We start from the raw sequence: 15,332 nt of genomic DNA on the forward strand, positions 1-15,332 counted from the left end.
GAGACGAGCTTTCCGTCCGCCGGCAGCGGTGCCGCCCGCGTTCTTGAGGCGGTTTCTAGGCCCAACACCCCAATCTGTCAACGACCAAATCATAAGATCGGCAGAGAAAAATGCCCCAAATGCCTCGCCCTTGTGGATAAGCAGGCTAAGCAGATCGCGGAAAGCGAGGCCCAGCCTGACGAAATGGCTGCCGCGCGAAATCCACAGCCCCGCAGTGCCGGCTCACGCCCGGGCCACAGGTCGTAACGCGGAACGGAGCCCCGGCCTCACCTCGATCCAAAAGCTCTCTTGCGAAGCTCCATCGAAGAGCAGGCCCACCAGACCGGAACAATCCACCGGCACCAGGCCGGGGCCGGGATCGGGACCGCGCGGCGCCCTCCCCTCACACCTCCGCCTTCACACTCCGACACCGGGCGACCTTCGCCGTGAGATCGCCGTGCCGGTATATGGATACGCATACGCGCGAGCGAATGCCGTGCAGCCATATTGCTGACATGATGCGGGACGACCTGATGAGCGGTCGACACCGCCAACAGAGCGAGTCGACTGTGGCGGGCGTTTTTCGTCTCGCCGTCCTCGCCGGACCGCCTTTTGTGATTCCGGCATTTGCTCGGCTCCGTTCGTTGACTTGGACTGGCCCAGACGGCAAGTTCCTTCGTCAATTCAGGAATGGGCCTTCGGGTAGACAGGCGGCGATCAAGCCGCCGGCCACGGGGAGACGACGGGACAGTGAAGGGATCGGCGTACGGGGCGCATTCACGAGGCATGCATGGCGAGGAAATCGACCTCGGCCACGAGCCGCCTCTGTCGGTCGGGACATCGCCCGACGGCGCGCCACAGCGTCGAAGCGTCAGCATTCGCTGGCTCGCCGGAACGATCCTGACGGGCCTGACGTCGACGGTGCTGATGGGCGGCGCCCTCATGGCGGCGCTCGATGGACGCCACCAGCTCGCCGTCCCGCCCGAGACCGGCCGCGTCGCCAAGGTCGCGACCGCCGATCCGGGCCTCTCCAATGGCCATAAGGGCGACCGCATCCGCCCGACGCGCGAACCGATCTCCGATCGCCAGGTCATCCAGGTCAGCACGGTCAGCCGCCAGGGCGATCGCGACCTGATCAAGATGAAGCCCTTCGCCAAGATCGCGACCTCGCTGGCGACGAGCCTCACCGATTTGAGCGACAATGTCCCGAAATTCGATCCCATGCGACTCGCCGGCGGGGATTCCGACAAGGACCCGCCGATCGTCGCCAATGCGGCGCCGGCGCCATCGGGTGATCTCGGCGTCGTCGATGGCGAAGGCGCCTCGGGCGACGGCGATTCCGGTGATGGCATCGCGACCGATGCGCCGGTCGATGCGGACGGCGCGGCGGTCGATGGCACCGATGTCGCCACCGACGTGCCGCCGCCGGCCGAGCAGGAACAAATCTACGGCGCCAATGTCGACGGAGAGATTTCCGTCAAGGTGACGGACTTCCCGATCACTGAGGACATAGGCGACGACGAGCCGCAATATGACGTCGCCGAAGTCGAGCAGATCCTGCGCTCGACCTTGCGCCAGGATACGCCCGGCCCGCTCATGGCGGCGATCCCCTATGTCGACCCGCAGCGATTCAGCTTCGACGAAAGCGGCGCGGACCCCTTCACGGCGCTCGGGGTCACGATCGTGCCGGAGAACGTTTCCTTCGTCTCGAAGGCGACGCCGACCACCCGGTCGGAAGAGATCGTCGCGACGGTCGACAAGAAGCAGAGCCTCAAGGACGTGCTCGACGCCAATGGCGTCAGCGATGACGATACGGGCAATATCGTATCGGCCATGTCCGACCTGATCGACCTGTCGGAGCTTCATGCCGGGCAGAAGATTCGGCTCCTCGTCTCCGTCGAGGGCGACACCACGCGGCCAATGCGCGTTTCGATCTATGACGAAGGCGTGCACCAGGCGACCGTGGCGCGGCGTGACGACGACACCTTCATCCGCGCCGACGAGCCGGAAAGCTCGACCGACGAATTCGAGACGGCCGACCAGCCCGAGACATCGCATGATGAAGGCCCGATGCCGACGCTCTACAGCGCGATCTACGAGACCGCGCTGCAGCAGAAGATGCCGGAACCGCTGGTGGACGACCTGATCCGCATCTTCTCCTATGATGTCGACTTCCAGGCCCGCGTGGCGCCCGGCGACGGCATTGAGGTGTTCCACTCGCTGCCCGAGGATGGCGGTAGCGATGCTGATGATGAAATCCTCTATGCGGCGATCACGATCGACGGCGCGACCAAGCGCTATTATCGCTATCGTTCGCCCGATGACGGCGTCGTCGACTATTTCGACGAGGACGGCCGCAGCGCCAAGAAGTTCCTCGTCCGCAAGCCGATGAATGGCGGCATCGTCCGCTCGCCCTTCGGCTATCGCCGCCACCCGATCCTCGGCTATGTCCGCCTCCATCCCGGCGTCGACTGGGCGGCTCCGCGCGGCACCGCGATCATGGCGGCCGGCAATGGCGTGGTCGAAAAGGCCGGCTGGAGCGCGGGCTACGGCAATTTCACGCTCATACGGCATACCAATGGCTATGAGACGGCCTATGGCCACCAGTCGGCGATCCTGAGGGGCATCCGGCCCGGCATGAAGGTCCGCCAGGGCCAGGTCATCGGCTATGTCGGCTCGACGGGCCTCTCCACGGGTCCGCATCTCCATTACGAGGTGCGCATCAATGGCAAGCCGGTCGACCCGCTGCGCGTGCGCCTGCCGCGCGGTCGCGTGCTGCAGGGCGACATGCTGACGGCGTTCAATGCAGAGAAGGTCCGTATCGATACCCTGCTCGGCATGCCGGCCGGTGCCAAGGTCGCCTCCGTCGACGGCGTCACGACGCGGTAACGCCGGACGCGCCACGGCGAAGACGGCGCCGCACACAGCTCAACATGAAAAAGGCCCGGACTTTGCAGTCCGGGCCTTTTCGTTTGAGAGAGACCAGGCTTACGCCGCCTTGGCGGAGGCCTCGCCACGCGGCAGGAACAGGAGCTTGTCCGTTCCGGCCGTGATCTTGACCCGCGTCCCATCGGCAATCTCGCCGGCGAGCAGCTTGTCGGCGAGCGGATCCTGCACATAGCGCTGGATCACCCGCTTCAGCGGACGCGCGCCATAGGTCGGATCGTAACCCTTCTCGGCGAGCCAGGCGCGGGCGCTCTCGTCGAGCTCGAGCTCGACCTTGCGCTCATCGAGCAGCTTCTGCAGCCGCTTCAGCTGGATCTCGACGATCCGGCCCATCTCGGCCCGCTTCAGCCTGTGGAACAGGATGATGTCGTCGAGCCGGTTCAGGAATTCCGGCCGGAAATGCGACCGCACGACGGCCATGACCTGCTCGCGGACCGCATCGACATCCTCTTCATCGCGGAGGTTTGCCAGATATTCGGCACCGAGATTGGAGGTCATCACGATCATCGTGTTCTTGAAGTCGACCGTGCGGCCCTGACCATCGGTCAGGCGGCCATCGTCGAGAACCTGCAGCAGCACGTTGAAGACATCGGGATGCGCCTTCTCGATCTCGTCGAACAGAACGATCTGGTAGGGCCGACGCCGCACCGCCTCGGTCAGGACGCCACCTTCCTCATAGCCGACATAGCCGGGAGGGGCACCGATCAGCCGCGAGACGGAGTGCTTCTCCATGAACTCCGACATGTCGATACGCACCATCGCGGCCTCGTCGTCGAACAGGAACGAGGCGAGCGCCTTGGTGAGCTCGGTCTTGCCGACACCGGTCGGGCCCAGGAACATGAACGAGCCGATCGGCCGGTTCGGATCCTGCAGGCCGGCACGGGCCCGGCGGACCGCGGTCGAGACCGCATGCACGGCTTCGGCCTGGCCGACGACGCGCTTGCCGAGATCGTCTTCCATGTGCAGCAGCTTTTCGCGCTCGCCCTGCAGCATCTTGTCGACCGGAATGCCGGTCCAGCGGGCAACGACCTGCGCGACATGCTCGGGCGTCACCGCCTCTTCCATCATCGTGCTGGTCTGCGCCTTCTCGGCCTCGGCGAGTTGACGCTCGAGAGCGGGGATCGTGCCATAGGCGAGCTCACCGGCCTTCGCCAGATCGCCCGTCCGCTGCGCCTTTTCGAGATCGCTGCGGGCCTGGTCGAGCTGCTCCTTCACCTTCTGCGCGGCGTTGAGCTTTTCCTTCTCCGCCTGCCAGCGCTGGGTGAAGGCGGCCGATTCCTCCTCGAGGTCGGTCAGTTCCTTCTCGAGCCGGACGAGCCGATCCTTGGAGGCCTGGTCGGTCTCCTTCTTCAGCGCTTCCCGCTCGATCTTGAGCTGAATGATGCGGCGATCGAGCTCGTCGAGCGCCTCGGGCTTGGAATCGACCTGCATGCGCAGCCGCGCGGCCGCCTCGTCGACCAGGTCGATCGCCTTGTCGGGCAGGAAACGGTCGGTGATGTAGCGATTCGACAAGGTCGCAGCCGAGACCAGCGCGGAATCCGTGATGCGGACGCCGTGATGCAGCTCATACTTCTCCTTGATGCCGCGCAGGATCGAGATCGTATCCTCGACCGTCGGCTCGCCGACGAAAACCGGCTGGAAGCGCCGGGCGAGCGCCGCGTCCTTCTCGACATATTTGCGGTATTCGTCGAGCGTGGTCGCGCCGACGCAATGCAACTCGCCGCGGGCCAGGGCCGGCTTCAGCAGGTTCGACGCGTCCATCGCGCCGTCCGACTTGCCGGCACCCACCAGCGTGTGCATCTCGTCGATGAAGAGGATGATGCCGCCATTGGCCGACATGACCTCGTTCAGCACGGCCTTCAGCCGCTCCTCGAACTCGCCGCGATATTTCGCGCCCGCGATCAGCGATCCCATGTCGAGCGCCAGAAGACGCTTGTCGCGCAGGCTCTCCGGCACGTCGCCATTGACGATCCTGAGCGCCAGCCCTTCCGCGATCGCGGTCTTGCCGACTCCGGGTTCACCGATGAGGACGGGATTGTTCTTGGTCCGACGCGACAGGACCTGGATCGTGCGCCGGATCTCGTCATCCCGGCCGATGACCGGATCGAGCTTGCCGTCACGCGCCGCCTGCGTCAGGTCGCGGGCGTATTTCTTCAACGCGTCATACTGCCCTTCGGCGCCGGCCGTATCAGCCGTGCGGCCCTGGCGCAGAGCGTCGATCGCCCGGTTGAGGCCGACAGCCGTCACGCCGGCATCCTTGAGGATGTCCGCCGTCTTGGCGTCCTTCTCAAGCGCGAGCGCGAGGAGAAGCCTCTCGACCGTGACGAAGCTGTCGCCGGCCTTCTTGGCGAGCTTTTCCGCCTGGTCGAAGACCTTGGCGAGCGCGGGCGCGAGATAGAGCTGCCCCGCGCCACCGCCGGAAACCTTCGGCATGGCGTCGATCGCACGCTCGGTCGCGGCGAGCGCATCGCGCGAACGGCCACCGGCCGCATCGATCAACCCGCCGGCGAGGCCTTCCTCGTCGTCGAGCAGTACCTTCAGAAGATGTTCGGGCGCGAACTGCTGGTTGCCACGCGTCAATGCCTGCGTCTGGGCTGACTGGATGAACCCGCGGGCGCGCTCGGAATAGTTTTCAAAGTTCATATGTGCCTCCTGACCCGGACCCGCCGCCCCGAAGGCACAAGCGAGCCGCTCATGACCCGGGCATTGCTGCCCGTGGCAGCCTGTCCGGCCTGCCTGAGCGAATATGGTGTGACACTAACGCAACAGAAAGGGGGCGCATTGAGATTTGTCAAAGACTACGCGCAGCACGGCAGGACTGCACGGCGATAACGAAAAAACGCCCGGACTGTGCGGTCCGGGCGTTGATTTCAGTCGATAGACGGCAATCGATTATTCGTCGCCGACGGGCTCGATCGCGAGCTGCGGCTCGGCCGCTTCCTCGCTCGCAGCCGTCCGGCGCGGACGGGTGGTGCGGCGACGGCGCGGGCGGAAGCTCTCGTCCTCCGCTGCCGGTACGGCTGCCTCGCTCGCGGGCTCGACGGTCGCGGCGACCGGCTCAGCGGCGGCAACGAACTCGGGCACCGCAACGATTTCCGGCTGCGGAGCCGGCTCGGGCGCGGGCTTGTGCTCGGGCGCGGGCTTGGGCTCCGCCTTGACCTTGGGCTCCGGCTTGGGCGCGGCCACCACGGCTTCGACGACGGCCGGCGCCTCGACGATGACGGGCTGCTGCTCGGCCACGGGCCGCGGCTCGAAGGCCGGCTGCGGCGCAGGCTCGCCAGTCACGAAGCGCGGCAGGTCCGAACGGGGCGGACGCTCGCCGCGCTCGCGGCGCGGGCCACGGTCGCCACGATCACGGAAGGGACGGTCGCCCCGCTCCTGCCGCTCGCCGCGATCCTGGCGCTCCGCGCGCTGCTCCGGCTGGCCGTCGCGCTCGGGATTGTCCTGGAAGGAACGCTCCTGCTGCGGCTGGCGGTCCTGATTCGACCGGTCCTGCTGCTGGCGATCACCACGATCCTGTCGCGGCTGACGCTCGCCACGGTCCTGCCGATCGTTGCGGTCGCGCGACTGGTAGCGCTCGCCGGAGGCATCCGGCGCGCCGCCATTGCCATTGACGAAGGGCTGCGGGTCGTTCTGGCCGCCGAATTCCCCGCCTGCCTGGATGCGATCATGCTGGCCGAAGCGATCGCTGAAGCGATCATCCTCTTCGTCCACGCCGTCATCATCCTGATCGACGCGCGCGAAAGGCTGGGGCTGCGCATTCTGCGCCTGCGCCGCGGCGATCACGCGAAAATAGTGCTCGGCATGTTGCAGATAGCTTTCCGCCATCACGCGGTCGCCCGACGACTGCGCATCGCGCGCCAGCGTCACGTACTTCTCGGCGATGTGAAGTGCGGTGCCACGAATCTTGACGTCCGGGCCATTGCTCTCGAAGGAACGCGTCAGCGGATTGGGACCCTTGCGGTTCCGTCCGCGCATACGTTTGTTATTGTTATTATTGTTATTATTCTGCTGTCCTGGTCGCATGAGTTTTCTCTTCCGTGACCACCAAGGTCAAACAAAGCCTTCGACCGGCGCCATGCACCGGTCGGCCAAACCCGTCGACTGGGCCATCGCGAGGATCCTCCCCGAGATGCCGGAATCGGCGAAAACGATCGTCACGATCCGTCGAGCTAGAACCGCCCGCGATCCGTCTCTGGACCGCATCGGCGGAACATCCGCGTCCTACGCGAGCTGTCCCGGAAATTTCGTGCCGTACCGAGAAGAGATGATGCCCGTGCCAACAAGACCCTGATCGGTCCCCGTCGCCGATCCCATGGTCATCTGGCGGCCCGCACCGCGCAACTCCGTGCGCGGCTTTCGCCTCAGCACCCGGAAGACGCATCAAATCCATCTGCGGCGGCTCGAAAACTAGCCGCTTCGCGGCCGATTTCCAAGCAGATTATTCGATCACTCCCAATGATCCGATCGTGATGCCATCGGAAACACGGCTGATCTCCAGCACGCGGTCATGTCCGGCGAGGTCACGATGGACCATAGCCTCGAAGCCGCCTTCGGCCAGAAGCGCTGCGACCGTGGCCGCCTGATCGTAGCCGATCTCCAGGAAGGCGGCGCCACCCGGCGCCATGATACGATCGAGATCGGCGATGATGGCCCTATAGGCATCGAGCCCGTCCGGCCCGCCATCGAGCGCCAGTCGTGGATCGTGATCCTTGACGGTCGCATCGAGCGTTTCGATGATCGAACTCACTATATAGGGCGGGTTCGAGACGATTACATCGGCCTGCCCGGCCGCAAGGCCCCACAAGCCCTTGATGAACAGGCTGCGATCGGCAACGCCGAGCGCTTCCGCATTGTCGCGTGCCTGCCGGGCCGCGCCCTCGGAAAGATCGACGCCAATCCCGACCGTGCTCGGCAATTCCGTCAGCAGCGAGATCAGGATCGCGCCCGTGCCCGTCCCGATATCGACGAGCGTGAAGGGGCGTTCCCGCCCGCCGCGCCGGTCGAAATAGGCGAGGACAGCCTCGACGAGAGTTTCGGTATCGGGTCGTGGCACCAGCGTCTCGGGCGCGAGCACGAAGGGCAGCCCCCAGAATTCCTTGGCGCCAATGATCCGCGCCACCGGCTCGCCGGCAATACGACGTTCCAGATAGCGCTCGATCACGGCGGCCTCGGCCGGGGTGACGGCGCGATAATCGGCGAGCACCAGCCGGTCGGCATCGAGCCCCACGGCGGCCGCGATCAGCAGGCGCGCATCGAGCGCCGGCGTATCATCGGAAGAAAGTGCAGCCGCAAGCCGGCGCGCGGCCATGCGGCGGATCGAACCGAGGGTCGCGCCACCGTCGCTCATGAATCGAGCTGGGCGAGCAGGCCCGCCTGATGTTCGGTGATCAGGGGCTCGATCACCTCGTCCAGCGCCTCGCCCGACATCACCGCCTCGAGTTTGTAGAGGGTCAGATTGATCCGGTGATCCGTGACACGTCCTTGCGGAAAATTATAGGTCCTGATGCGTTCGGAACGATCGCCGGAGCCAACCTGGCCCTTGCGATCGGCCGCGCGCTCGGAGGAAAGCCGCTCGCGCTCGAGGTCGAAGAGGCGTGCGCGCAGGATCTGCGTCGCCTGCGCGCGGTTCTGGTGCTGCGAGCGACCGGCGACGACGATCACCGTGCCGGTCGGGATATGGGTAATGCGCACGGCCGTATCGGTCGTATTGGCGTGCTGGCCACCCGCGGAAGAGGCCCGCGTCGTGTCGATCTTGATGTCCTCGGGGCGGATGTCGATATCGACATCCTCCGCCTCGGGGAGCACGGCGACAGTCGCCGCCGAGGTGTGGATGCGGCCGCTGCCCTCGGTCGCCGGCACACGCTGCACGCGATGCGCGCCCGATTCGAACTTGAGCCGCGCGAACACGCCCTTGCCGGTGACGTCGGCGATGATTTCCTTGTAGCCGCCGGCCTCGCCCTCGCTTTCGGACAGGACCTGGACCTTCCAGCCGTGCAACTGGGCATAGCGCTGGTACATGCGAAACAGATCGCCCGCGAACAGCGCCGCTTCGTCGCCGCCGGTACCGGCGCGGATTTCGAGGATGGCGCTCTTCTCGTCGGCGGCGTCCTTCGGCAGCAGCAGGACGCGCACATCCTGGATCAGCGCCTCGATCCTGGCATCGAGCGCCGGGCGCTCCTCCTCGGCGAGCGCCGCCATGTCGGGGTCGTCGGCCATTTCGGCGAGCGATTCACGCTCCACAATGGCCGAGCTCAGCCGCCCGATGGCATCAACCACATCGGCAAGCTCCGCCCGTTCCTTCGACAGGCGCACCAGCACCTCGCCGTCGCTGGTCGCGGCGAGCTTCTGATCGATGAGTTCCGCGCGGGTGACGAGCTGATCGATCTTGTCCCATGGCAGCCCCGGCGGGCGCGGAACGTCTGGCGAGAGAACAGTCAGATTGGCACGCCTTCCCTTTCAGCGAAGGCGAGAAGCGCCGCGCTGATCCCATCCTCACCCGAATCCGAGGCAAGCAGCGGGTCGAGCACCGCGCGCAACTTGCCGATATCGAGTCCGAGCAGTGTCGCCTTGACCGGGCCGATCGAGGCCGCGGACATGGAAAGCGAGCGAAAGCCGATGCCGACGAGCGCCAGCGCCGCGAGCGGCCGTCCCGCGATCTCGCCGCACAGCGTCACCGGCTTGCCGGCCCGCTCCGCCGCCGTCACGATCGATCTCAGCGCGCGCAGGAAATGGCGCGAAATCGGGTCGAAGCGGCTGGCGACGCGCGTATTGCCGCGATCGCTGGCAGTCATGTACTGCAAAAGATCGTTCGAACCGACCGAAACGAAATCGGTCTCGGCCATCAGCGCGTCGAGCTGGAACAGCAGCGCCGGCACCTCGATCATCGAGCCGAGCAGGATCTTCGAGGGCGGCGCATGGCCGTGGCGGGTCAATTGCGTGATCTCGCGATCGAGCAATCCGCGCGCCTGCCGGATTTCCGACACTTCGGTGACCATGGGCAGCATCACCCTGAGCTCGCGTCCGGCGGCCGCGCGCAGAAGCGCCCGCAACTGCATGCGCAGCAGCGCCGGCCGATCGAGGCCGAGGCGGATCGCGCGCCAGCCCAGCGCCGGATTATCCTCCGGCTGCGAGCGCATATAGGGCAGCACCTTGTCGCCACCGATATCGAGCGTGCGGAAGGTGACGGGACGATCGCCGGTCGCCTCCAGCACGGAGGCATAAAGCTGGGTCTGCGCGTTCATGCGCGGCATGGTCGACGCCACCATGAACTGCAGTTCGGTGCGGAACAGGCCGATGCCCTCCGCGCCGGCCTCGGCCAGATGCGGCAGGTCGACCAGCAGGCCGGCATTCATGTTGAGGGCGACGCGCACGCCGTCCTTCGTCACCGCCGGCTTGTGGCGCAAAAGCCTGTATTGCGCCTGGCGCTTGGCGCGGAACTTGACCTTCTCCGCATAGGCGATCTCGACATCGGCCGGCGGACGGATATGCGCCTCGCCCGTATCGCCGTCGAGAATGATGGCGTCGCCGTTTTCGACCAGCGAGACGATGTTGTTCGCCCGCCCGATCGTCGCAATGCCGAGCGCGCGCGCCACGATGGTGATGTGGCTCGTCGGGCCGCCCTCTTCGAGGATCAGGCCGCGCACGCGGCTGCGGTCATAATCGAGCAGTTCGGCCGCGCCCATATTGCGCGCGACGATGATGCCGTCCTTGGGCATCGAGGCACGGTCGACGCCAGCGGCCTTGCCGATCAGCTCGCGGAGCAGCCGGTTCGCCAGATCGTCGAAATCGTGCAGCCGCTCGCGCAGATAGGGATCGGTCTGGCGCAGCAGGCGCGCGCGCGTATCGCTCTGCACTTTCTCGACAGCGGCTTCCGCCGAAAGGCCGTTCTGGATCGCCTCGTCCATGCGCCGGGCCCAGCCACGGTCATAGGCGAACATCCGGTAGGCTTCGAGAATGTCGCGATGCTCGCCGGCAAGCGCAATGTCATCGCGCGAGAGCATGTCGTCGACGGAGAGGCGCAGATGGGCGATCGCCTGCTCGAGCCGCAGCCGCTCCTTCTCCGAATCCTCGGCGATCAGCGCGGTGACGACGACGCGCGGCTCGTGCAGCACGACATGACCGAGCGCGATGCCTTCCGAAAGCGAACTGCCCTTGATGGAGAGCGGGCGCTTCGAATCGAGCGCCGTTCCCGGCCGGGCGAGCCCTTCGAGCTCCCCCACCGCGATCATCTCCGCCAGGACCATCGCCGTCGTCTGCAACGCTTCGACTTCCTCGTCGAAATAGGTGCGATGGGCGCGATTCTGGACGGTGAGTACGCCGAGAGTGCGGCCGGCCCTGAGGATCGGCACGCCGAGAAAGGCGTTGTAGATCTCCTCGCCGGTCTCCGGCAGATAGGCGAAGGCGGGATGGCTCTGCGCGTCGGGCAGGTTGAGCGGGCGCGCATCGGCCGCGATCAGGCCGACGAGACCCTGGCCGACCTTCAGCCCGGTCTGGTGCACGGCCGAGCGGTTCAGACCTTCGGTGGCATAGAGCTCAAGCACATCGTCGGCGCGCAGCACATAGACCGAGCACACTTCCGCGACCATGTTGGACGCAATCTGCGCCACGATCTTGTCGAGCCGGTCTTGCGCGCTGATCGGCTCCGCCATGATCTCGCGCAGGCGGCGGAGCAGGACGCGCGGCCCGGCGAGAGACCCCCGCATGGTCCGCCTTCCTCAAGAATTCAAAGCCGACGGAGTTCGACCACCGAAACCCGCCCCCGGACACGGCTGATTCGCCGTCTCCCGCATCCTATCCGACCGACTCGTGGCACGAGTGAGGCCGGACGTACAACGCTCTTTCGACGGCTCGGCGAGCCTTATGTCAAGCGGCGTCGAGACCGTATAGGGAATGAAGCGTGCGAACCGCAAGCTCGGCATAGGCCGAATCGATCAGGATCGAGATCTTGATCTCCGAAGTGGTGATCGCGCGGATGTTGATGCCCTTCGACGCCAGCGCCTTGAATGCCGAGGCCGCGACGCCCGCATGGCTGCGCATGCCGATGCCGATCACCGAGACTTTGACGAGATCGCCCGAGCCCTGGATGTTCACATAGCCGATCGCGGCGCGCGCGCCTTCGAGCACCTTCAGCGCCCGGTCGAAATCCGTCGTCGGTACGGTGAAGGTCATGTCGGTCGTCGTGCCGTCCTCTGAGACGTTCTGCACGATCATGTCGACATTGATATTGGCTTCGGCGAGCGGCACGAACACGGCGGCCGCAACGCCCGGCTTGTCCGCGACTTCGCGGAGCGAGATCTGCGCCTCGTCCTTCGAATAGGCGATGCCGGTGACGACCTGCTTTTCCACGATCTCGTCCTCGTCGCAAATGAGGGTACCTGGGGGATTCCGGGGATCGCCGAGCCGCGGATCAGCGGGATCGTCGAAACTGGAACGAACGAAGGTGCGCACGCCATGGACCATGGCGAGCTCGACGGAACGCACCTGCAGCACCTTGGCGCCGAGCGACGCCATTTCAAGCATCTCCTCATAGGAGACGCGGTCGAGGCGCTTGGCCTTCGGCACGATGCGGGGGTCGGTCGTATAGACGCCGTCCACATCGGTATAGATATCGCAGCGCTCGGCGCCGATCGCCGCCGCGATCGCGACCGCGCTCGTATCCGAGCCGCCCCGACCGAGCGTCGCGATGCGGTTGTCCGGGCCGATGCCCTGGAAGCCGGCAATCACCGCGACCTGGCCCTGGGCAAGCCGCTCGACCAGCTTCGAACCGTCAATATCGACGATCCGGGCCGCGCCATGGGCGCCGTCGGTCTTGATCGGGATCTGCCAGCCCTGCCAGGAGCGGGCATTGATGCCGATCTCCTGCAGCGCGATGGCGAGCAGACCCGAGGTCACCTGCTCGCCCGAGGCGACGACGGCATCATATTCGCGCGCGTCATGCATGGGAGCCAAAGCCCGCGTCCAGCCGACGAGTTCGTTGGTCTTGCCGGACATCGCCGAAACGACGACGGCGACCTCGTAGCCGGCCTCGACCTCGCGTTTGACATGACGGGCCACATTACGGATGCGATCGATATCGGCGACGGACGTACCGCCGAACTTCATCACCAACCGGGCCATCATCAACCTTCAAAAGGGCAGTTTCCGCGGGAGAGGCGGAGAGGATTGGAACTATTCCGGCAAAGCTCTTCGCCGGACGCGCGCTTCATAGCGATTTAGCGATCGGGCCGCAACGGCGCTTGCATGGCGCGGGCGCGCCATCGCATCGCTTGACTTAACCGGCCCCGGCGACGACCTTCCGCCGTGAAGGAGCCTCCGATGATCGCAGCGACCGAGCCCCGCACCACCGTCGACCAGGACGAGATCGCGCATTTCTCCGCGATCGCCGCCGAATGGTGGGCGCCGAAAGGCAAGTTCGGCCCGCTGCACCGGCTGAACCCGATCCGGATCGGCTTCATCAAGGCGGAGGCCGCCAAGCGCTTCGGCCGCGACATGAACGATCCAAAGGCGCTCGCAGGCCTGCGCATCCTCGACATAGGCTGCGGCGGCGGCCTTCTCTCCGAGCCGATGGCGCGGCTCGGCGCGGATATCGTGGGCGCGGATGCCTCGCCCACCAATATCGGCGTCGCGGCGCTGCATGCGCGCGAGGCCGGCCTCGCCATCGATTACCGCGCCACGACGGCGGAGGCACTCGCCGATGCCGGAGAGCAATTCGACATCGTCCTCGCCATGGAGATCGTCGAGCATGTCGCCGATCTCGATCTCTTCATCCAGGAAACGGCCCGCATGGTGAAGCCGGGCGGACTGATGGTGCTGTCCACCATCAACCGCACGCCCAAGGCCAGGCTGCTCGCGATCGTCGCCGCCGAATATGTGCTCGGCTGGCTGCCGCGCGGCACCCATTCCTACGAGAAACTGGTGAAGCCCGCCGAACTCGCCGCGGCCCTGGCTGTCGCGGGCCTCGATGTCTCGGCCGAAAGCGGCGTCGTCTACGACCTGATCCGCGACCATTGGAAGACCTCGTCCGACATGGACGTCAACTACATGCTGGCCGCCACGCGGGCCTGAACTCGATCCGCTTCAGTTGGTCTCTTCCGGCAGGACCGGCAGGGGGTGGAACTCGATACCCTCGTCGATCAGGGCGCGCGCTTCCTCGACGGACGCCTCGCCATAGATGCCGCGCGGCTCGACTTCCTCATAATGGATCTTGCGCGCCTCTTCGGCGAAGCGGTCGCCGACATTCTCGGCGTTTGCCTCGACATGGGCGCGGACTTGCCGCAGCATCTCGACCATAGCCGCCTGGCGCGGATCGGGCGCGGCGACCTTGAGCGCCGCCGATTCGCGCTTCCTGGAGGTCGAGACGTTCGGCGCCATCAGCGCCTTGACGACATCGGGCGTGCCGCAGACCGGGCACGTCACCGCCGACGCCGCCACGGCCTTGTCGAAGGCGCCGGCGTCGCGAAACCAGCCATCGAAATCATGGCCGGCCGTGCAGATGAGATTGTAGCGTATCATTCAACGAATATAGGTCAGATGGCGAACGAACCAACCATCGGAATTTCGGGCAGCGAGAAGGACCGCTCGTTCAGCAGCGCCGGGATCGCCTGACGCGCGCTCGCCGAGAAGGCCGGATCGATGTCGGCCACGATGATGCCCGGCTCGATGCCGGCCTCGACGAGGATCTTGCCCCAGGGGTCGATGATCATGCTGTGGCCATAGGTATCGCGGCCGTCTTCGTGATGGCCGCCCTGCGCCGCCGCCACGATATAGGAGCCGGTCTCGATCGCCCGGGCGCGCAACAGTACGTCCCAATGCGCCTCGCCCGTCTTCTTGGTGAAGGCGGCCGGAACGGCGATCACCGCTGCGCCGGCCTTGGCGAGCGTCCGGTGCAGCACCGGGAAGCGGACATCGTAGCAGACGGTGAGGCCGAGCTTCGTCCAGGGCAGGTCGGCGACGACGGCGGTGTCGCCGGCGCGATAGGTGGCCGATTCGCGGTAGCTCTCGCCGCCGGAGAGATCGACGTCGAACATGTGGATCTTGTCATAGCGGCCGACGATCGCGCCGTTCGGCGCGATCAGGAACGAGCGGTTGGCGATGTGGTCGTCGGGCAGCTTGATCGCCATCGAGCCGATATGAAGGTGAATGCCCAGCTCGCGGGCGAGTTCGCGGAAGCGCTGCAGCGACGGATCGATATCTTCCGGGCCGATCGAGGCGAGCAGGTTCGCCTTGTCGCGATCGAGGATCGTCGTCATCTCCGGCGTCAGCACATAGCCCGCGCCGGCCGCGGCGGCTTCGCGAATCATCGCCTCCGCCGCCTCGACATTGGCCTGGACCGAACGGCCGCTGCGCATCTGTACACACGCCGCCTTGAAGCTCGCCATCGGCTTTTCTTTCCTATTCGTCAGTGA

At 65.9% G+C, this 15,332-nt stretch carries 10 protein-coding genes; 2 read left to right on the plus strand and 8 right to left on the minus strand.

Features of this window, described 5'->3' with window-relative positions:
- The first annotated feature begins 765 nt into the window (after nt 1-765).
- Nucleotides 766-2,868 carry a M23 family metallopeptidase gene (locus QO014_RS06195; protein ID WP_266347807.1) on the plus strand — a complete coding sequence of 701 codons (2,103 nt, stop codon included), beginning with the start codon at nt 766-768 and terminating at the stop codon, nt 2,866-2,868.
- Between the two features lie 99 nt (nt 2,869-2,967).
- Here QO014_RS06195 and clpB read toward each other — a convergent pair whose 3' ends face one another.
- The 6 genes from clpB to QO014_RS06225 all read right to left on the minus strand — a co-directional run bounded on the left by clpB (nt 2,968) and on the right by QO014_RS06225 (nt 13,044).
- Complete coding sequence (gene clpB, locus QO014_RS06200; protein ID WP_266347808.1) at nt 2,968-5,568, minus strand: ATP-dependent chaperone ClpB; 2,601 nt, start codon at nt 5,566-5,568, stop codon at nt 2,968-2,970.
- 249 nt (nt 5,569-5,817) lie between these two features.
- Nucleotides 5,818-6,903, minus strand: coding sequence for a DUF4167 domain-containing protein (locus QO014_RS06205; RefSeq protein WP_407660751.1), 1,086 nt, complete (start codon nt 6,901-6,903; stop codon nt 5,818-5,820).
- Between the two features lie 463 nt (nt 6,904-7,366).
- The gene (prmC, locus tag QO014_RS06210) at nt 7,367-8,275 is read right to left on the minus strand and encodes a peptide chain release factor N(5)-glutamine methyltransferase (RefSeq protein WP_266347810.1); all 909 of its coding nucleotides are present in this window, start codon (nt 8,273-8,275) and stop codon (nt 7,367-7,369) included.
- Nucleotides 8,272-9,327, minus strand: coding sequence for a peptide chain release factor 1 (gene prfA, locus QO014_RS06215; protein WP_266348593.1), 1,056 nt, complete (start codon nt 9,325-9,327; stop codon nt 8,272-8,274). The genes prmC and prfA overlap by 4 nt, the downstream gene beginning before the upstream one ends.
- Nucleotides 9,328-9,362: 35 nt before the next feature.
- A complete protein-coding gene (gene ptsP / locus QO014_RS06220) occupies nt 9,363-11,630 on the minus strand; it encodes a phosphoenolpyruvate--protein phosphotransferase (protein ID WP_266347811.1) in 2,268 nt (755 codons plus the stop codon).
- Between the two features lie 160 nt (nt 11,631-11,790).
- On the minus strand, nt 11,791-13,044 hold the full coding sequence (locus tag QO014_RS06225) for an aspartate kinase (RefSeq protein WP_266348594.1): 1,254 nt from the start codon (nt 13,042-13,044) through the stop codon (nt 11,791-11,793).
- Between the two features lie 198 nt (nt 13,045-13,242).
- On the opposite strand from QO014_RS06225, the gene ubiG reads away from it, so the two are divergent.
- The gene (gene ubiG / locus QO014_RS06230) at nt 13,243-13,992 is read left to right on the plus strand and encodes a bifunctional 2-polyprenyl-6-hydroxyphenol methylase/3-demethylubiquinol 3-O-methyltransferase UbiG (RefSeq protein ID WP_266347812.1); all 750 of its coding nucleotides are present in this window, start codon (nt 13,243-13,245) and stop codon (nt 13,990-13,992) included.
- Between the two features lie 12 nt (nt 13,993-14,004).
- Here ubiG and QO014_RS06235 read toward each other — a convergent pair whose 3' ends face one another.
- Together QO014_RS06235 and QO014_RS06240 are read right to left on the minus strand one after the other, a co-directional pair.
- Nucleotides 14,005-14,439: a DUF1178 family protein gene (locus QO014_RS06235; RefSeq protein WP_266347813.1), complete on the minus strand. Its 435-nt coding sequence runs from the start codon at nt 14,437-14,439 to the stop codon at nt 14,005-14,007.
- Nucleotides 14,440-14,453: 14 nt separating this feature from the next.
- Nucleotides 14,454-15,305 (minus strand): carbon-nitrogen hydrolase family protein, encoded by an 852-nt coding sequence (locus QO014_RS06240; protein WP_266347814.1) that lies wholly within the window; start codon nt 15,303-15,305, stop codon nt 14,454-14,456.
- Between the last annotated feature and the right edge of the window lie 27 nt (nt 15,306-15,332).

Origin of the sequence: Kaistia dalseonensis, assembly GCF_030814715.1 — a bacterium.
Classification (GTDB): domain Bacteria; phylum Pseudomonadota; class Alphaproteobacteria; order Rhizobiales; family Kaistiaceae; genus Kaistia; species Kaistia dalseonensis.